This window comes from Micromonospora sp. NBC_01412 (assembly GCF_045040215.1).
GTDB lineage: Bacteria > Actinomycetota > Actinomycetes > Mycobacteriales > Micromonosporaceae > Micromonospora > Micromonospora rubida.
This window is the reverse complement of sequence record NZ_CP109528.1, coordinates 2,074,477-2,091,886: the sequence shown is the minus strand read 5'-3', so window position 1 is coordinate 2,091,886 and position 17,410 is coordinate 2,074,477. Positions and strand designations below refer to the sequence as shown.

Genomic DNA, 17,410 nt, shown 5'->3' with positions numbered 1-17,410 from the left:
CTAGGGGGTCTGCCCGCGCCGCCACACCTCGCCCTGGACGCCGTGCCGCTCGGCCGCGTACCGCTCCTGGGTGCTGGCCGCCTCGCGGGCCGCCGCCGAGTCCTCCGGGGCGGACTGCCGCCGCCGGTCCCGCCAGGCGACCACGACGAACGCGGCCACGGCCAGCGCCAGGGCCGACCCGAAGATAACCAGCACTGTCGTCACGTCCCCGACGGTAGGGCACTCGGGCGAGGGCCGGCGACCCGTGCGCGGCCTGACGGTGGCCGGGGCGTCGCGCTCGGTAGCGGTGGGGAATGGGTGAGGCGTAGTGTCATCGACACCTTTCGCAGCCGAGGTTAGGACGCGCGATGCCAGTTCCGCAGCGGACGGGCAGGGCCCGACGGGCCCTCTGCCAGCTCAGGCTGCACCTACCGTCCGACTTCGCCGACTCCGACGACCCGTGCCGCCACGAGCGGCGGTGCCGGCACTGCGGGCAGATCTTCTCCGCCAAGGTGATACACACGTACGGCCGAGCCCACGGCGGGGCGGAGCCCTGCGAGCAGGTTTCCGACTGCATCCGGTGCGGGCACGAGTCGAGGTGGCGCCAGCACAACCGGACTCGTTCCGTGCTGGTGGCCGACCTGCCGGCACCTCAGCGACGGTTTCATTCTCCCGAGCCCTGCGACTACGCCCAGGTCTGCGAGGTCTGTGACGAGGTCACCCAGGTTCGGACGGAGCACGACTGGGACCGGGATGAGTGGGGCGGCAGGTGTCGCGTGTGCCGGGAACTGTGGCTCACTGACGAGGCTTAGAGCGACCGTCGACAGGGAGCGCTTGAGGCGTTCGGCAAGGTGAGGATTTCGGCTCCGTCGCTGGTGATAGCGATCGTGTGCTCACTGTGTGCTGTCCGGCAGCCTGTCGCGCTTCGGAGCGTCCACCCGTCGGCGTCGGTGACGAGTTGAGCGGTGTCCGCCATGATCCAAGGCTCCAGTGCCAGCAGCAGCCCAGGGCGCAGTTTGTATCCACGGCCGGGCCGCCCGGTGTTCGAGATGTGCGGGTCCTGGTGCATCGTTGATCCGACGCCATGACCTCCGAACTCGGTGCTCACCTGATAGCCCGCCTCGCGGAGGACCGAGCCGATGGCATGGGAGATGTCGCCGACTCGAGCCCCAGGGCCGGCAGCTGCTATCCCTGCGTGCAGCGCGCGCTCGGTCGCGCTGATCATCGCGACGCTCTCCGGGGGCCTTGAGTTGCCAACGATGAAGCTGATGGCAGAGTCGGCAACGACTCCGCCCTTGGAGACGGCGAGGTCGAGTGACAGCAGATCGCCGTCGGCAAGCGTGTAGTCGTACGGCAGTCCGTGGAGCACGGCGTCGTTGACGGACGTGCAGATGTAGTGGCCGAACGGCCCGCGTCCGAAGGATGGCTCGTAGTCGACGTAACAGGACAGCGCTCCGGCCTCGACGATCATGGCCTCGGCCCACCGGTTGATGTCCTGCAGGTTGGTGCCGACTGCGCTGCGGCTCTTCAGCGTCTGCAAAATGTCAGCGACCAGGGCGCCTACCTCCCTTGCGCGGGGCAGTTCGGTGGGGTTCAGGATCTCGATCATGCGGTGCCTTCCTCACGCAACCCATAACTATCCCGGCCATAGTATCCCGGTACTAGAATCGGACCCATGGTCAGGTTGCCGCTCACACCCGCAGAGGTCGAGCGCGGACAGCGCCTCGGCGCCCTGTTGCGTCGCGCCAGGGGAGAACGCTCGATGCTCATGACCGCGCTCGACGCACGCGTCTCACCGGAGACCCTCCGGAAGATCGAGTCGGGCCGGGTGGCGACCCCTGCCTTCCCGACCATCGCCGCGATCGCCGACGTCCTCGGCCTCTCCCTCGATGCGGTGTGGGCCGAGATCAACCAGCCCGAACGTGATGTTGAGCCGACCAGCTCTGCTCACCACGCACGTGAGCGGTTGGCCTCGTAAGTCGCAATCCCGCAGACAGCTAGGGCGACGTCAACAGGTCTGCTGACCCGCACCGGTGCTCACCGCCGGCGAGGGTCAGGAGATGTAGTGCAGGATCACGTTGTGCACGTGGTGGCTCTTCTCCGAGCCCCGGAACTCGACCTCGTACGTGTGCGTGCCGACGTGGATCGCGATCGCTCCGGTGGAGAAGAACGACCCGCCCCACGACTTGTTGCTCACCACACTCACGCTGGTGATCTTCGAGTACGGGATGCTGGTGATCGCGTACCGCTTGCCGACGAAGGACCGGTCCTGGATGATCACGCGCCGGTCGGTGAGGCCGATGAACCCGGTGCCGGTGCCGACGGCGTCGTAGACGGAGATGATCTGCTCACCGTCGAGGAGGCCGCTCTGGATCTGCTGGAACTGCTCCTTGCGGTCGTACGTCGCGTTCGCCATGGGTCCACGGTAGGTCGGCCGCGCCAACGCCCCCGCGCGCGAGGTCACTCGCCCGTGACGGCCCGGTACACGTCCTCGATGCGGGCGGCCAGCAGGACCTCGCCCTCGGTGAGCGGCTCGCCGTCGCCGTGCCCGACCCGGATCTGGGTCCGGCCGTCCCGGCGGCTGATCTCGGGGCGCAGGTGCAGGGCGTCGGCGACCACCTTCACCCGTTCGGTGAGCGCGGCGTGCTGGGTGTCGTCCATCACCAGCGTGCGCCGAATCTGCTCGCCCTCCCGGGTCCACCCGGTCAACAGGGTCAGTGCGTCGCTCAGGTAGTCGTGTTTCGTGCGCCCCCTGAACAGCACGCGCATCACTGCACCTCCCAGGCGTCGTTGCCGGCTTGTGGCCAAATCGTCGCCGTCCCGTGTCTGTGCCGGTGCCTCAAGTCTGTCGTCCGACCGAGGGTGTGTCCACGCCCACACTTCCTACTTCTACTGGCCTGGCGGACGGTCACGGTACCCAAACCGCCGATTGATCTGGCACCCTGGACGCCCGTGCAGACCGAACGGGCCAGCGAGGACGGACAGACCGAACGACCGGAACCGAAGGTGATCGTCGGCGCGGCGATCATCGAGGACGGGCGGGTGCTCGCCTGCGCCCGGTCCGCCCCACCCGAGTTCGCCGGGATGTGGGAGTTCCCGGGCGGCAAGGTGGAGCCGGGGGAGAGCGAGACAGCCGCACTGGTCCGCGAGTGCGCCGAGGAACTGGCCGTACGCGTGGCGGTCGGCGACCGGGTCGGCCGCAACGTGCGGATGGCCCACGGTCGCTCCGTGCTCAAGGTGTACGCCGCCCGCCTGCTGCACGGCGACCGACCGCAGGCCCTCGAACACTCCGCCCTGCGCTGGCTGTCCGCCCACGAACTCGACACGGTCACCTGGCTCCCCGCCGACGCCCCGATCGTCGCCGCCCTACGCCCGCTGCTCGCCGCCGACTGACCGGCCGAAGCGGACGTACGGGCGAAATGCGGACGGGGGCCGCCGGCGCGTGCCGCGGCCCCCGTCTTCGTCGCAGTGCTCAGTGCTCAGTGCCTGTCCTGCTCCGGGTGGGCGAAGTTCAGGTGCTCCGGGGGCAGCGGGAACGTCACGTCGTCGCCGAACGGCGACGGCGCGGCGGCCCGGTCGAAGGTGAGCTCCGTCAGCGGGAGCCTGCCGTTGTCGTCCACCGCTGGGGCGGTCGGCCTCGGCACCTCGCGGTGCCAGTTGACGCCGGCCTGGGCCTCGGCCTCGGCTGCCGGGTCGTGCGAGTCGCCCGCGTGCGAGTGCACCCCGCCATGCGCGGCGTGGGAGTGCACCGCGTCGCCGTGCTTCGCGCTGGTCACGAAGGTCTGAGGCACTTGACCCCTCCGAAAGATCTTGTTACCGAGCCACACAAGGGGATCGTACCTGCGGTCGACGACCCGCTCCTTCATGGGGATGATCCCGTTGTCCGTGATCTTGATGTGCTCGGGGCAGACCTCGGTGCAGCACTTGGTGATGTTGCAGAAGCCGAGCCCCTGCTCCGCCTGTGTGTACTCCCTGCGGTCGGTCCGCGTGTCGAGCGGGTGCATGTCCAGCTCGGCGGCCCGGATGAAGTACCGGGGGCCGGCGAAGGCGTGCTTGTTCTCGTCGTGGTCCCGGATCACGTGGCAGGTGTTCTGGCACAGGAAGCACTCGATGCACTTGCGGAACTCCTGCGAGCGCTCGACGTCCACCTGCTGCATCCGGTAGTCGCCCGGGGCCACCCCGGCCGGCGGTGCGAACGCCGGGGTCTCCCGCGCCTTCTCGTAGTTGAACGAGACGTCGGTGACCAGGTCCCGGATGATCGGGAAGGTGCGCAGCGGGGTGACCGTGACGGTCTCGTTCTCCTCGAAGGTCGACATCCGGGTCATGCAGCCCAGCTTGGGCATCCCGTTGATTTCCATGGAGCAGGAGCCGCACTTGCCGGCCTTGCAGTTCCACCGGCAGGCCAGGTCCGGCGCGTCGGTGGCCTGGAGCCGGTGGATGATGTCGAGGACCACCTCGCCCTCGTTGACCTCGACCTGGTAGTCCTGAAGGTCGCCGCCGCTCTCGTCGCCGCGCCAGACCCTGAAGTGACGCTTGATGCCCATCAGTTCCCCGCCTCCTCGGCGTCGGCGTCCGAGACGAGGGCGTCGAAGTCGGCCAGCTCCTCGTCGGTCAGGTACTTGGCCAGTTCCGCGCGGTCGAAGAGGCCGATCAGCTCCGGCCGCATCTTCGGCAGCGGCTTGTGGGTCAGCCGCACGGCGTCGCCGTTCAGCGAGCAGACCAGGTTCACCCGCCGCCACATCGGGTCCATCGCCGGGAAGTCCTCCCGGGTATGCCCGCCGCGCGACTCCTGCCGCTCCAGCGCCGCCTTCGCGGTGCACTCCGAGACCACCAGCATGTTGCGCAGGTCCAGCGCCAGGTGCCAGCCCGGGTTGTACCGCCGGCCGCCCATCGCGCTGACCTTCGCCACCCGCTCGCGCAGCTCGGCCAGTCGGCCCAACGCGTCGGCCAGCTCGCCCTCGCGCCGGATGATTCCGACCAGATCCCCCATCACCACCTGGAGGTCCTGCTGGAGCTGGTAGGGGCTCTCCCCGGTGTCGCGCTGCAACGGCGCGAGCGCCGTCTCCACAGCGGCCTCCACCGCGCCGATCGCCACCTTCGGGCGCACGGTCAGCTGATCGGTGTACGACGCGGCGTGGCCGCCCGCCCGTTTGCCGAAGACCAGCAGGTCGGACAGCGAGTTGCCGCCGAGGCGGTTCGACCCGTGCATGCCGCCGGAGACCTCACCCGCGGCGAACAGCCCGCGCACGCTGCCGAACGCGGCCCCGGAGTCCGGGTCCACCTCGACGCCGCCCATCACGTAGTGGCAGGTCGGGCCGACCTCCATCGGCTCCTTGGTGATGTCGACGTCGGCCAGCTCCTTGAACTGGTGGTACATCGACGGCAGGCGGCGGCGGATCTCCTCGGCCGAACGCCGGGAGGCGATGTCCAGGTAGACGCCGCCGGCCGGCGTACCCCGACCGGCCTTGACCTCGCTGTTGATCGCCCGGGCGACCTCGTCGCGGGGCAGCAGCTCCGGCGGGCGCCGGTTGTTGTCCGGGTCGGTGTACCAGCGGTCCGCCTCCTCCTCGGTCTCCGCGTACTGCTTGCGGAAGACGTCGGGGACGTAGTCGAACATGAACCGCTTGCCGTCGGAGTTCTTCAGCACGCCGCCGTCGCCGCGCACCGACTCGGTGACCAGGATGCCCTTCACCGAGGGCGGCCAGACCATGCCGGTCGGGTGGAACTGGAGGAACTCCATGTTGATCAGCGTCGCCCCGGCGCGCAGCGCCAGCGCGTGCCCGTCCCCGGTGTACTCCCAGGAGTTCGAGGTGACCTTGTACGACCGGCCGACGCCGCCGGTGGCCAGCACCACCGCCGGGGCCTCGAACAGGATGAACTCGCCGGACTCCCGGTAGTAGCCGAACGCCCCGGCGACCTTCTCGCCGTCGAGCAGCAGCTCGGTGATGGTGGTCTCGTCGAACACCTTGATCCGGGCGTCGTACGAGCCCAGTTCAGCCTTGTCCTCCTGCTGGAGGGAGACGATCTTCTGCTGGAGGGTGCGGATCAGCTCCAGGCCGGTCCGGTCGCCGACGTGCGCCAGCCGCGGGTACTCGTGGCCGCCGAAGTTGCGCTGGGAGATCTTCCCGTCCTTGGTGCGGTCGAAGAGCGCCCCGTACGTCTCCAGCTCCCAGATCCGCTGCGGCGACTCCTTCGCGTGCAGCTCGGCCATCCGGAAGTTGTTGAGGAACTTGCCGCCGCGCATGGTGTCGCGGAAGTGCACCTGCCAGTTGTCCCGGCTGTTCACGTTGCCCATGGCGGCGGCGGCGCCGCCCTCGGCCATCACCGTGTGCGCCTTGCCGAACAGCGACTTCGAGATGATCGCGGTCTTCTTGCCGGCGAGCCGGGCCTCGATCGCCGCGCGCAGGCCGGCGCCGCCGGCCCCGATCACGACGACGTCGTAGTGGTGTCGTTCGATGCGATTAGTGGTGGTCATGTCAGGCCCTCTAGTTGATGAACCGCAGGTCGTTGAACCAGCCGGCCGCGACCGCCATGACGTAGAAGTCGGTCAGCGCCAGGGTGCCGAGGGTGATCCAGGCGAGCTGCATGTGCCGAACGTTCAGCCAGGACACGCCGGTCCAGGCCTTGTACCGCACCGGGTGCTTGGAGAAGTGCTTGAGCCGCCCGCCGATGATGTGCCGGCAGGAGTGGCAGGAGATCGTGTACGCCCACAGCATGATCACGTTGACCAGCAGGACGATGTTGCCCAGCCCGAAGCCGAAGCCCTCCGGCGAGTGGAAGGCCAGGATCGCGTCCCAGGTGTTGATCAGCGAGATGACCGCGGCGGCGTAGAAGAAGTAGCGGTGCAGGTTCTGGCCGAGCAGCGGGAACCGGGTCTCGCCGGAGTAGGTCTGGTGCCCGTCCGGGACCGCGCAGGCCGGCGGCGACAGCCAGAACGACCGGTAGTACGCCTTGCGGTAGTAGTAGCAGGTGAGCCGGAACAGCAGCAGGAACGGCAGGGTCAGCGCCGCGTCCGGGATGATCCACCAGCCGGGCAGGAAGCGCCCGAAGTGCGAGGCCCCCTCGACGCACCGTTCGGTGACGCAGGGGGAGTAGAACGGGGTCAGGTAGTGGTATTGCTCCACCCAGTACCACTTGTGCATGAAGACCCGGACCGTCGCGTACGCGATCCAGGCGCTGAGCCCGACGACGGTGATCAGTGGGGCGAGCCACCAGCGGTCGGTCCGCAACGTCTTCGCCGCTATGGCGGCGCGTGCTCGCGCTCCCCGCGGCCTCGTTGCCGTTGATGTCATTCGAGTCGTCTCCCTGACGGGGCCCTGACGGGCGGCATCATGTTCCGGCCGGCACGCGGACCGGCGAACCTCGTACCCGCTGCCACGTCACGCGCAAGCCAACGACCACACCGGTGTGCCGGCGCAGCTAAGTGACACACGTTACGCCGATCTCCGCTGGCCGTCCGCGCAAGGGAGCGTCCCGGGTGTCCGGCCCCCCGAAAACCCCTCGCAACACGTTCGATTTCCGGTTGCCAGGAACCACAACGCGCTGGCCGGCCGGGGGATTGGCCGGTGGCGGCGTGGGGCTCAGCCGGCGTTGGCGTGGGGTTCAGCCGGAGGCACCGCCGGTGAAGTTCCAGGCGGCCAGCCGCAGGGCGGGGGCATCCCACCAGACGCCGTCGACCCGGTCCGGCTGCCGGACCGGGCGGCGGCCGATCCCGAGCACCGCGCCGGGCCCCAGCGCCCGGGGGTACGACTCGGTGAAGCGGAAGTCCCGCACCGCCCGGACCGGCACGCCGCCCTCCACCAGCCAGACCCCGTTGCGGGTCAGCCCGGTGATCACCAGGCTCTTGGTGTCGAGCACCCGGGTGTACCAGAAGTCGCTGACCAGCAGGCCACGTTCCATCCCGGCGACCAGGGCGGCGGTCTCGGCGTCGAGCACCGGCCCGACCGGCGTCTCCGCCCCGCCCACCGCCCCGCCGCCGGCGCTGGCCGCTGTGGCACCCGCCACAGTGGTGCCTGCGCCCCGGGTGGCCCCGGCGGCGGCCACCCCGTCGGTGCCGGTGCCGGTGAGTCGCAGGTTGCCGGGCGTCGGGCCGAAGGTGGCCGCCCCCGGCTCCGCGTGCCCGGTGGAACCCGTGCCGGCCTGCGCGCCGCTGCGCCGGTCGTGCGCCACGGCGACCGTGGTGCCCGCGTCCACCAGGGTCAGCGCCCGCCGGCCGGTGCCCTCGGCGTCGAACGGCAGCCCGGAGCCGCCAAGCGGGTCGTCGACGAGCGTCACCGCCGGGTCGAACTGGGCGACGCCCGGCTCGGCGAACGACTGCCGCTCGGCGAACCGCTTGCCGTTGAAGCCCCACACGGCGAAGTTGTGCAGCAGGTCGGCCACGGCGGCCGGCTCCAGCACCACCTCGTACCGGCCTGGCGGCAGCTCGACCGGGTCCACGGCGGCCCGGGCCTTCGCGGCGGCCCGGAGCCCCAGCGCCGCCCCGTCGAGGTCGGCGAGCCGGTCCGCGCAGAGCCGGGCCACCCCGTCCGCCGCGCCGGCCCGGGCGATGCCGTCCATCGCCGCCTCGGCCGCGCTGCCCTGCGCCGAGTGGCCGGCCGAGTTGGCGAACGCCGCCGCCCGGTACGCGGTGCGGCAGTAACCGGCGGCCTCCAGCCCGCCGACGGCGGCCACGAACGCGCGCACCCGCTCGGCCCGCTCGTCGGGCTCGGCGAACGCGGTGGCCTCGTCCCACGCCGGGACGGCCGGCACCGACGCCGGTGGGGTCAGCCCCGGCCAGGCCGGGTCGGGTGGGCAGAGCCGGGCCGCGGTCAAGGTCCGCTCGACCAGGGCGGCCAGCCCGTCCGGGGTGACCACGCTGCCGCTGCCGGCGGCTGTACGCCCGTCGGCGTGCAGCCGCAGCCGCACCCCGACGCCCGACTCGGCCACGTTCTGATGGATGAAGGAGTTGGCGAACCGGGTCAGCGCCAGCTCGGACCGGGTGACCACCACCTCGGCCCCGGCCCCCGGCCCGCCCAGCCGGCGGACCAGCTCGACCACCCGGCCGGCTAGGTCGAGCGCGTGCCGCTCGGCGTCGTGACTCATGCGACCACCTCGCTTCGCTCGACGGCCGCCTGAGGCCTCACCGCACTGCGCCCGACGATTCGCTCGCTCCGCTCGCTCATGCGTGGACCCCCACTCGGACGTTGCGGAACCGGGCCGGCGCGGACGGGTGGCCGGTGTGGCCGGTCTGGCCGGGTTGGCCCTTGCCGCAGTTCGGCGTGCCCCACGCGACGGTCTCCGAGGAGAGCATGTCCATCGAGCGCCAGAACAGCGGCCCGATGCCGGTGTAGGTGGGGTTGCGCAGCATCCGCCCCCGCCGGCCCCGCTTCACCTCCCAACCGATCTCGCAGCCGAACTGGAAGTTGAGCCGCTTGTCGTCGATGGACCAGGAGCGGTTGACGTCCATCAGGACGCCGTCGTCGGTGGCCGCGACGATCTCGTCGAGGGTGTGCGGGCCGGGCTCCAGGCCCACGTTGGTCATCCGCACCATCGGCAGCCGGGCCCAGCCGTCTGCCCGTACGCTGCCGCCGTGGTCCAGGCCGGCGACGGCGGCCGAGTCCCGGCCGGCGAGCACCCCGACCCACCGGCCCTCGCGCACCGCGTCCCGCCGCACCGCCGGTGAGCCCTCGTCGTCGAAGCCGAAGCTGCCCAGCGCGCCGGGGATGGTCGGGTCGATGGTGACGTTCATCAGCTCGGAGCCGTAGCGCAGCGAGCCGAGCCGGGCCAGGTCCAGCCAGGACGTGCCGGCGAAGGCGGCCTCCCAGCCGAGGATGCGGTCCAGCTCGATGGCGTGCCCGACCGACTCGTGGATCTGCAACGCGAGCTGCTCGCCGCCGAGGATCAGGTCGGTCTCGCCGGCCGGGCACTGCGGGGCGGTGAGCAGCGCCCGGCTCTCCTCGGCGATCCGGGCGGCGTGCGCGGCCAGGTCGAGCGAGGTGACCAGCTCCCAACCGGTGGTGCCGTACTGGCCCCGGTAGCTCGGATACGACCGGCGCTGGGTCTCGCCGTCGCCGATCGAGGTGGCCGAGATGCCGCCGCCACACTCGCGGATGCGCTGATCGATGCGGTGCCCCTCGCTGGAGACGAACCACTTCGTGGTGTCCCAGACCTGGTAGAGCCCCTCGGCCACGTCCGCGCCGTGGGCGGCCATCGTGGCGGTCGCGCCGACGAGCAGGTCGCCCTTGTCGGACAGGGCCACCCCGAGCGGGTCCACCTCGCACCGCGAGGACCAGCTCGCGACGGCCGGCTCGGCCGGCACCAGGTCGATCGGCGGGCCGGGGACCCGCGCGCTCGCGGCGGCGATCCGCGCGGCGCGCCGGCCGGCGTCGCGGGCCGCCGCGTCGGACAGGTCGGGCACGGCGTGGAAGCCCCAGCTCGACCCGACCAGCGCCCGGACGCCGAGCCCGAGGCTCTCGTCCTGGGTCAGCTCCTCGACGTCGCCGTTGCGGGCGGACATCGACTCGTATCGGCGGTGCATCACCCGGGCGTCGGCGTACCGGGCCCCCGCGTCCAGGGCGGCCTGCACGGCCGCGGACGCCGCGTCGAATCCGGTCATGGCCCGACCCTAGGTGACGGGACCGACATCCGTCAGGGGACGAGATCCTCCGGCCGGACCGTCGCCTGGACGGGCTCGGTCAGCTCCAGCACCTCGCCCCGTTTGACCGCCGAGTGCTCCACGTAGTGGGCGTGCCGACGGTGGTACAGGCGCAGCGCGCCGCTGTCCTGCTCGACCAGCAGGTACCAGTCGATGCCGGCGGCGGCGTAGTAGTGCATCTTGAGCACCTTGTCGGTGGCCGCGTTGCTCGGCGAGATGATCTCGCAGACCAGCCGGACCTCGTGCGCCTCTACGTTGGGATCGTCGAGGTCGACCGGGTTCGTGACGACGAGATCGGGAATGGGGACCCGTCCGGGCCTGAGTCGGACGTTCACCGCCTCCAGCAGTTCCAGCCCGACGGCCTCGGCGGCCGGTTCGAGGATGTTGCCCAGCTTGCGTGAGATCCGTTGGTGCCGGGGGGTGGGGGCTGGGGTCACGTGGAGGCTCCCGTCGAAGAGTTCGACCCGCTGGGACGTCTCGCCGAGGGAGAGGTACTCCTCCTCGGTCCACGGGCCGTCGTGGTCGAACACCGCCGCGGTCATGGTCACCTCCACCTCGATCCGGCACGGATCGTCTCCCGGTTGCCGCCACCATGGTCGCACCCGAGGTGCGACCGGGGGGTGCGCATCGCGTCGATGTCCTGGTGAGGGGTGTCGGAGGTAGATGCCGAGTCGTTACGCTGACCCCCGCTGACAGCTCCCGTTTTGTAGCTTACTTTCAGCCTCAGTGAACTGTTGTAGGTTCTCTTCGTCACTGAGGGAGGTGGTCGTGGACAAGTCAGCACCGGCGCCGTCCGGGCAACCGGGCGACCGCCCCGGAGTGCCGGAGCAGCGCGGCGACGGCCCGTACCTGAGGGTGAGCGACCTGCGGGTGCGGTTCGCCACCTCCGACGGCACGGTCCGCGCGGTGGATGGGGTCTCCTTCGCCGTCGAGCGCGGGCGAACCCTCGGCATCGTCGGCGAGTCCGGCTCGGGCAAGAGCGTCACCTCGCTGGCGATCCTCGGCCTGCACGACCCGAAGCGCGCCACCATCACCGGCGGGATCTCCGTCGGCGGCCGGCAGCTCATCGGGCTGCCGGAGGAGGACGTGCGCCAGCTGCGCGGCCGGGACATGGCGATGATCTTCCAGGATCCGCTGTCCGCGCTGCACCCGTACTACACCGTGGGGAAGCAGATCGCCGAGGCGTTCCGGGTGCACCACCCGGGGGCCGGCAGGCGGGAGGCCCGGCGGCGGGCCGTGGACATGCTCGGCCGGGTCGGCATCCCGCAGCCGGCGAAGCGGTACGACCAGTACCCGCACGAGTTCTCCGGCGGCATGAGGCAGCGGGCGATGATCGCCATGGCCCTGGTCAACGACCCGGACCTGCTGATCGCCGACGAGCCGACCACCGCGCTCGACGTCACCGTGCAGGCGCAGATCCTCGACCTGCTCGCCGACCTCCAGGCCGAGTTCCACTCCGCGATCATCCTGATCACCCACGACCTCGGCGTGGTCAGCCAGGTCGCCGACGAGGTGCTGGTGATGTACGGCGGACGGGCCGTCGAGCACGGCGCCGTGGAGCAGGTGCTCCGGCGCCCGCAGCACCCGTACACCTGGGGTCTGCTCTCCAGCGTGCCGTCGCTGCACGGCGACTCGGACGCGGACCTGGTACCCATCCCGGGCAACCCGCCCAGCCTGATCAACCTCCCGTCGGGCTGTGCCTTCCACCCCCGCTGCCGGTACGCCGACCGCAACGGCGACCGCTCCCGCACCGAGGTCCCGACGCTGGGCCCGACCGGCGAGGCGGGTCACCTGGTCGCCTGCCACCTGCCCGCGCGCGAGCGCACCCGGCTGTACCGCGAGGATGTCGCACATGTGGGGGTGGCCCAATGAGTGAGCCGTTACTGCGGGTCAGTGGGCTGACCAAGCACTTCCCAGTGCGCGACGGGTTCCGGAGCACCGGTCTCGTCCAGGCGGTCGACGGCCTGGACTTCGAGGTGCGCCCCGGCGAGACGCTGGGCCTGGTGGGGGAGTCCGGCTGCGGCAAGACCACCACCGGCCGGATGCTGGTGCGGCTGCTGGAGCCGACCGCTGGGAAGATCGAGTTCGCCGGGCGGGACATCACCCACGCGGGGCGGCGCGAGCTGCGCCCGCTGCGGCAGGACCTCCAGATCATCTTCCAGGACCCGTACGCCTCGCTGAACCCCCGGCACACCGTTGGCCGGATCGTGGCGATGCCGTTGCAGGTCAACAAGATCAACCCGCCGGGCGGGGTGAAGAAGCGGGTGCAGGAGCTGCTGGAGCTGGTCGGGCTCAACCCCGAGCACTACAACCGCTACCCGCACGAGTTCTCCGGCGGGCAGCGGCAGCGCATCGGCATCGCCCGGGCGCTGGCCCTGCGACCGAAGCTGATCGTCGCCGACGAGCCGGTCTCCGCCCTGGACGTCTCGATCCAGGCGCAGGTGGTCAACCTGCTGCGGGACCTGCAACGGGACCTCGGGCTGGCGTTCGTCTTCATCGCCCACGACCTGGCCGTGGTACGGCACTTCTGCCAGCGGGTCGCCGTGATGTACCTGGGCCGGATCGTCGAGATCGGCGACCGGGCGGACATCTACGAGCGCCCGCAGCACCCGTACACCCGGGCCCTGCTGTCGGCGATCCCGGACGTGACGACGCTCGGGCCGGGCGGCCGGATCCGGCTGACCGGCGACGTGCCGACCCCGCTGAACCCGCCGTCGGGCTGCCGGTTCCGCACCCGCTGCTGGAAGGCGCAGGACGTCTGCGCCACCGAGGAGCCGGCCCTGGAGCCCCGGGACGGCGGCGCCCAGTCGACGGCCTGCCACTTCCCGGAGTCCGAGCGGGCCGACGTGAGTGGTGCGGAGGTGACGAGGTGAGCCTGTCCCCGGTCGAGGGTGTGGCGCTGGCGGAGATCGAGTCCACCGGCGACGGCGACGCTCCGAAGGCGAAGGGCTTCGTCGGCCGGTCGCCCGGCCAGCTCGCCTGGGTCCGGCTGCGGCAGGACCGGACGGCCATGATCAGCGCCGCGATGCTGGTCTTCTTCGTGCTGCTCGCGCTCGCCGTGCCGCTGATCCAGGCGCTGTACGGGGTGGGCCCGCGCGAGCAGTTCCAGGACCGGCTCGACGGCTTCGGCATGCCACTGGGCTACGCCGGGGGCGTCACCGGCGAGCACTGGTTCGGGCTGGAGCCGGGCCTGGGCCGGGACATCTTCATCCGGATGGTGCACGGCCTGCGGACGTCGCTGTTCATCGCGTTCGCCGCCGCCGTGATCACCGCCGCGTTCGGCATCCTGCTGGGCACCCTCGCCGGCTACCTGGGCGGCTGGATCGACGCGGTGATCAACTGGATCACCGACCTGACCCTGGCCATGCCGTTCCTGATCGTCGCGCTGGCCCTGACCCCGACCATCGCGCTGCGCTTCTACGGCCAGCGCGAGGCGGTGCCGCCCACGTTCCAGATCGGCGTGCTGATCGCCATCTTCGCCCTGTTCGGCTGGACCAGCACCGCCCGGCTGGTCCGGGGGCAGGTCATCGCGCTGCGCGAGCGGGAGTTCGTGGAGGCGGCCCGGGCCAGCGGCGCCGGGCTGGGACACATGCTCTTCCGCCAGCTCCTGCCGAACATCTGGGCGCCGATCCTGGTGTCGTTCTCCCTCGCGGTGCCCTCGTACATCACCAGCGAGGCGGCGCTGTCGTTCATCGGCGTCGGCCTCACCGACGAGACGCCGAGCTTCGGCCGGATGATCTACCTAAGCCTGGACTACCTCCAGACCGACCCGGTGTACGTCTTCTTTCCCGGCATCACGATCTTCGCGCTGGTGCTCGCCTTCAACCTCTTCGGGGACGCGCTGCGCGACGCGCTCGACCCGAAGTCGTCCCGGTAGGGGTTTCCTATGGCGCGATTCCTGGTCAAGCGGCTGCTTTCGGCCGCGCTCACCCTGTTCGCGGTGAGCGTGTTCAGCTTCCTGATGTTCTTCGCCCTGCCCCGGGACCCGGTCAGCGGCATGTGCCCGAAGAACTGCAACCCGGAGCGACTGGAGCGGGTCCGCCAGGAGCTGGGCCTGCGCGATCCGCTGATCAGCCAGTACGCCGGCTACATGAAGGGCATCGTCACCGGTCGGGACCTAGGCAGCGCCCAGGGCGGCCGGTGCGACGCCCCCTGCCTGGGTTGGTCGTACGTCACCAACGAGGCGGTCAGCGACACCATGGCCCGGGTGCTGCCGGTGACCCTGAGCATCGTGATCCCGGCGGCGATCCTCTGGCTGCTGCTCGGCGTCGGCCTCGGCATGGTCTCGGCGCTGCGGCGGGGCACCTGGCTGGACCGGGTGGCCATCGGCTTCTCGCTGACCGGCGCGTCGTTGCAGCTCTACTTCGTCGGCGCGGTGCTGCTGCTGGTCTTCGTCTACAACCTGCGGCTGCTACCGGTGCCGAGCTACACATCGCTGTTCGACAGTCCGGTGAAGTGGGCCAGCGGGCTGATGCTCGCCTGGGTCGCGCTGGCCTTCCTCTACTCCGCCATCTACGCCCGGCTGTCCCGGGCACAGATGCTGGAGACGCTCTCCGAGGACTACGTCCGCACCGCGCGGGCCAAGGGACTGACCAAACCCAAGGTGTACGGGCGGCACGCGCTGCGCGCGGCGATCACCCCGGTGGTGACCATCGCGGGGCTGGACGTCGGCGGGGCGCTGGGCGGCACCGTGATCACCGAGACCACCTTCGGCATCCAGGGGCTGGGGCGTACCGCGGTGGACGCGGTCCGCGCCGGGGACCTGCCCACCATCATGGCGACCGTGCTCATCGCCGCGGTCTTCGTGGTGCTGGCGAACGTCCTGGTGGACCTGCTCTACGCCGCGATCGACCCCCGGGTGCGGCTGCGCTGACCGTCGCCCGGCCGCCGTCTCCGACGGTGACGAGATTTATCGAAAACCGTTACACAATCCGGAGTTTTTCTTCTTTACGATCCTCGGGACGTCGGCGTTTCCGCCCGGCGGCACCGGGTGGAGGGGATAGCAGATGAGACCACGCGCAGCGGTCGCCGCAGGCGGCGCCATCGCACTGGTGGTGACGTTGGGGGCGTGCTCGGAGAACACGGGCGAGGACACCAAGGTGGACAACACCCGGCAGCAGACCGGGGTCATCGCCACCGACCCGAAGGACTCGCAGGGCCCGGCGGCCGAGGTGTCCGGGGCGCAGAAGGGCGGCACCTTCACCATCATCCGGGAGACCCCGATCTCCCACCTGGACCCGCAGCGGACGTACTCGTTCGCGGGCCTGATGGCCAACCCGCTCTTCTCCCGCTACCTGACCACCTGGAAGGACGACGGCAAGGGCGGCCTGGTCCTGGTCGGCGACCTGGCCGAGACCCCGGGCACCAACGTCAACTCCGACTGCAAGGTCTGGGAGTTCAAGATCAAGGACGGGGTGAAGTTCGAGGACGGCAGCCCGATCACCTCAAAGGAGATCGCGTACGGCATCGCCCGGTCCTTCAACCCGGACCTCGCCGGCGGCCCGACCTACGTCCAGGAGTGGCTGGCCGACAGCCCGGAGTTCGACACCAAGTGGGACTTCAAGAAGAACGCGACCTCGCTGCCGCCGGGGCTGACCACCCCGGACCCGAAGACCCTGCGCTTCGAGTTCGCCAGGGCCCGCTGCGACCTGCCGTTCGCGGTGTCGCTGCCGACCAGCGCGCCGCTGAAGGCCGACAAGGACACCGGGGTCAACCTGGACCAGCGGCCGTTCTCCTCGGGCCCGTACAAGGTCGCCAAGAACCAGGCCGGCGTGCAGCTCACCCTGGACCGTAACCCCCACTGGGACGCCAACACCGACCCGGTGCGTCACCAGTACCCGGACCAGTTCGTGTGGAGCTTCGGCCCGACCGCCGACGCCGCCAACAACCGGGTGATCGCGGACAACGGCGCCGACCAGAGCGCGGTCGCCTTCAACTACGTGCCGTCCTCGCTGGTCGCCAAGGTGGCCCAGGACGCGGCGCTGAAGTCGCGGACGATCCTCTCCCCGACGCCGAGCGCCAACCAGCTCGTGATCAACAACCAGCGGGTCAAGGACCTCAAGATCCGCCAGGCGCTGAACTACGCCATCGACCGGGACGGCCTGATCAAGGCGGTCGGCGGGCAGACCGTGGCCCAGCCGATGACCACGCTGATGCCGTCGTCCACCATCGGCTACGAGGCGTTCGACGCGTACCCGGCCGGGGCCAACGGCAACGTCGACAAGGCCAAGGAGCTGCTCGGCGGCCAGACCCCGGAGCTGGTCCTCGGCGTGGCCGACAACACGGGCGAGCAGAAGATCGCGATCCAGCTCAAGGGCAACCTGGAGCGGGCCGGCTTCAAGATCACCGTTCGGAACATCCCGGACGACGCGAAGCTCGACGAGGTCAAGAAGAAGAACAACCCCTGGGACCTGTACATCGGTAACTGGGCGGCGGACTGGCCCAGCGGCGCGTCGATCCTGCCGGTGCTCTACGACGGCCGCTCCATCAAGGCCGAGGGCAACAGCAACAGCGCGTTCTTCAACGACCCGACGATCAACGCCGAGTTCGACCGGATCCTCGCCCTGGAGCCGACCAAGCAGGGGCCGGAGTGGGCCAAGCTCGACCAGAAGATCATGAAGGAGCATGCGCCGGTGGTGCCGCTCTACGTCGACGTGGCCTACCTCGTGCACGGCTCCAAGGCCGGCGGGGTCTTCATCTCCAGCGTCTTCGGGTACCCGTCCTTCGTGAACGCGCACGTCAAGAAGTAGTGCCGAGTCACGGCCGGGCCCCAGCCCGGTAGGCGAAGGGCTCCCGCTC

At 70.5% G+C, this 17,410-nt stretch carries 17 protein-coding genes; 7 read left to right on the top strand and 10 right to left on the bottom strand.

Features of this window, described 5'->3' with window-relative positions; all coding sequences use genetic code 11:
* Entirely contained in the window at positions 1 to 204 is a 204-nt protein-coding gene (locus OG617_RS09315) for a hypothetical protein (protein ID WP_405100471.1), read from the bottom strand.
* Between the two features lie 583 nt (positions 205 to 787).
* Positions 788 to 1,588 (bottom strand): type I methionyl aminopeptidase, encoded by an 801-nt coding sequence (gene map / locus OG617_RS09310; RefSeq protein WP_405100469.1) that lies wholly within the window; start codon positions 1,586 to 1,588, stop codon positions 788 to 790.
* A 66-nt stretch (positions 1,589 to 1,654) separates the two neighbouring features.
* Here map and OG617_RS09305 point away from each other — a divergent pair, with 66 nt between their 5' ends.
* A complete protein-coding gene (locus tag OG617_RS09305; protein WP_405100467.1) occupies positions 1,655 to 1,957 on the top strand; it encodes a helix-turn-helix domain-containing protein in 303 nt (100 codons plus the stop codon).
* Between the two features lie 75 nt (positions 1,958 to 2,032).
* Here OG617_RS09305 and OG617_RS09300 read toward each other — a convergent pair whose 3' ends face one another.
* Together OG617_RS09300 and OG617_RS09295 are read right to left on the bottom strand one after the other, a co-directional pair.
* Complete coding sequence (locus OG617_RS09300) at positions 2,033 to 2,395, bottom strand: PH domain-containing protein (protein WP_396676954.1); 363 nt, start codon at positions 2,393 to 2,395, stop codon at positions 2,033 to 2,035.
* 44 nt (positions 2,396 to 2,439) lie between these two features.
* Positions 2,440 to 2,748, bottom strand: a complete 309-nt coding sequence (locus OG617_RS09295) for a 4a-hydroxytetrahydrobiopterin dehydratase (protein ID WP_405100464.1) — start codon at positions 2,746 to 2,748, stop codon at positions 2,440 to 2,442.
* 183 nt (positions 2,749 to 2,931) lie between these two features.
* Between OG617_RS09295 and OG617_RS09290 the strand changes: the two genes are divergently transcribed.
* A complete protein-coding gene (locus OG617_RS09290; protein ID WP_405100462.1) occupies positions 2,932 to 3,372 on the top strand; it encodes a (deoxy)nucleoside triphosphate pyrophosphohydrolase in 441 nt (146 codons plus the stop codon).
* 86 nt (positions 3,373 to 3,458) lie between these two features.
* Here OG617_RS09290 and OG617_RS09285 read toward each other — a convergent pair whose 3' ends face one another.
* The 6 genes from OG617_RS09285 to OG617_RS09260 form a co-directional block, all read right to left on the bottom strand.
* The gene (locus OG617_RS09285; RefSeq protein ID WP_405100460.1) at positions 3,459 to 4,523 is read right to left on the bottom strand and encodes a succinate dehydrogenase/fumarate reductase iron-sulfur subunit; all 1,065 of its coding nucleotides are present in this window, start codon (positions 4,521 to 4,523) and stop codon (positions 3,459 to 3,461) included.
* A complete protein-coding gene (locus tag OG617_RS09280) occupies positions 4,523 to 6,454 on the bottom strand; it encodes a fumarate reductase/succinate dehydrogenase flavoprotein subunit (RefSeq protein ID WP_405100458.1) in 1,932 nt (643 codons plus the stop codon). Before OG617_RS09280 ends, OG617_RS09285 begins: the two co-directional genes overlap by 1 nt.
* Before the next feature lie 10 nt (positions 6,455 to 6,464).
* Positions 6,465 to 7,271: a hypothetical protein gene (locus OG617_RS09275; protein ID WP_405100456.1), complete on the bottom strand. Its 807-nt coding sequence runs from the start codon at positions 7,269 to 7,271 to the stop codon at positions 6,465 to 6,467.
* Between the two features lie 310 nt (positions 7,272 to 7,581).
* The gene (locus tag OG617_RS09270; RefSeq protein WP_405100455.1) at positions 7,582 to 9,060 is read right to left on the bottom strand and encodes a TldD/PmbA family protein; all 1,479 of its coding nucleotides are present in this window, start codon (positions 9,058 to 9,060) and stop codon (positions 7,582 to 7,584) included.
* A gap of 76 nt (positions 9,061 to 9,136) precedes the next feature.
* Complete coding sequence (locus OG617_RS09265; RefSeq protein ID WP_405100453.1) at positions 9,137 to 10,573, bottom strand: TldD/PmbA family protein; 1,437 nt, start codon at positions 10,571 to 10,573, stop codon at positions 9,137 to 9,139.
* A gap of 32 nt (positions 10,574 to 10,605) precedes the next feature.
* Positions 10,606 to 11,154, bottom strand: a complete 549-nt coding sequence (locus OG617_RS09260) for a Uma2 family endonuclease (protein ID WP_396676947.1) — start codon at positions 11,152 to 11,154, stop codon at positions 10,606 to 10,608.
* A gap of 226 nt (positions 11,155 to 11,380) precedes the next feature.
* Between OG617_RS09260 and OG617_RS09255 the strand changes: the two genes are divergently transcribed.
* The 5 genes from OG617_RS09255 (at position 11,381) to OG617_RS09235 (ending at position 17,361) form a co-directional block, all read left to right on the top strand.
* Positions 11,381 to 12,484 (top strand): ABC transporter ATP-binding protein, encoded by a 1,104-nt coding sequence (locus tag OG617_RS09255; protein WP_405100450.1) that lies wholly within the window; start codon positions 11,381 to 11,383, stop codon positions 12,482 to 12,484.
* Positions 12,481 to 13,485, top strand: coding sequence for an ABC transporter ATP-binding protein (locus OG617_RS09250; protein WP_405100448.1), 1,005 nt, complete (start codon positions 12,481 to 12,483; stop codon positions 13,483 to 13,485). Before OG617_RS09255 ends, OG617_RS09250 begins: the two co-directional genes overlap by 4 nt.
* Positions 13,482 to 14,489: an ABC transporter permease gene (locus OG617_RS09245; RefSeq protein WP_405100446.1), complete on the top strand. Its 1,008-nt coding sequence runs from the start codon at positions 13,482 to 13,484 to the stop codon at positions 14,487 to 14,489. Before OG617_RS09250 ends, OG617_RS09245 begins: the two co-directional genes overlap by 4 nt.
* Before the next feature lie 9 nt (positions 14,490 to 14,498).
* On the top strand, positions 14,499 to 15,485 hold the full coding sequence (locus tag OG617_RS09240; protein ID WP_405100444.1) for an ABC transporter permease: 987 nt from the start codon (positions 14,499 to 14,501) through the stop codon (positions 15,483 to 15,485).
* 133 nt (positions 15,486 to 15,618) lie between these two features.
* Positions 15,619 to 17,361, top strand: coding sequence for an ABC transporter substrate-binding protein (locus OG617_RS09235; protein WP_405100442.1), 1,743 nt, complete (start codon positions 15,619 to 15,621; stop codon positions 17,359 to 17,361).
* Positions 17,362 to 17,410: the final 49 nt, after the last annotated feature.

What these genes read in the sequence shown, in the direction of transcription:
- map (WP_405100469.1), bottom strand. Translation starts at nt 1,588, where the DNA reads ATGATCGAGATCCTGAACCCCACCGAACTGCCCCGCGCAAGGGAGGTA.
- OG617_RS09305 (WP_405100467.1), top strand. Translation starts at nt 1,655, where the DNA reads ATGGTCAGGTTGCCGCTCACACCCGCAGAGGTCGAGCGCGGACAGCGC.
- OG617_RS09300 (WP_396676954.1), bottom strand. Translation starts at nt 2,395, where the DNA reads ATGGCGAACGCGACGTACGACCGCAAGGAGCAGTTCCAGCAGATCCAG.
- OG617_RS09295 (WP_405100464.1), bottom strand. Translation starts at nt 2,748, where the DNA reads ATGCGCGTGCTGTTCAGGGGGCGCACGAAACACGACTACCTGAGCGAC.
- OG617_RS09285 (WP_405100460.1), bottom strand. Translation starts at nt 4,523, where the DNA reads ATGGGCATCAAGCGTCACTTCAGGGTCTGGCGCGGCGACGAGAGCGGC.
- OG617_RS09280 (WP_405100458.1), bottom strand. Translation starts at nt 6,454, where the DNA reads ATGACCACCACTAATCGCATCGAACGACACCACTACGACGTCGTCGTG.
- OG617_RS09275 (WP_405100456.1), bottom strand. Translation starts at nt 7,271, where the DNA reads ATGACATCAACGGCAACGAGGCCGCGGGGAGCGCGAGCACGCGCCGCC.
- OG617_RS09270 (WP_405100455.1), bottom strand. Translation starts at nt 9,060, where the DNA reads ATGAGTCACGACGCCGAGCGGCACGCGCTCGACCTAGCCGGCCGGGTG.
- OG617_RS09265 (WP_405100453.1), bottom strand. Translation starts at nt 10,573, where the DNA reads ATGACCGGATTCGACGCGGCGTCCGCGGCCGTGCAGGCCGCCCTGGAC.
- OG617_RS09260 (WP_396676947.1), bottom strand. Translation starts at nt 11,154, where the DNA reads ATGACCGCGGCGGTGTTCGACCACGACGGCCCGTGGACCGAGGAGGAG.
- OG617_RS09250 (WP_405100448.1), top strand. Translation starts at nt 12,481, where the DNA reads ATGAGTGAGCCGTTACTGCGGGTCAGTGGGCTGACCAAGCACTTCCCA.
- OG617_RS09240 (WP_405100444.1), top strand. Translation starts at nt 14,499, where the DNA reads ATGGCGCGATTCCTGGTCAAGCGGCTGCTTTCGGCCGCGCTCACCCTG.
- OG617_RS09235 (WP_405100442.1), top strand. Translation starts at nt 15,619, where the DNA reads ATGAGACCACGCGCAGCGGTCGCCGCAGGCGGCGCCATCGCACTGGTG.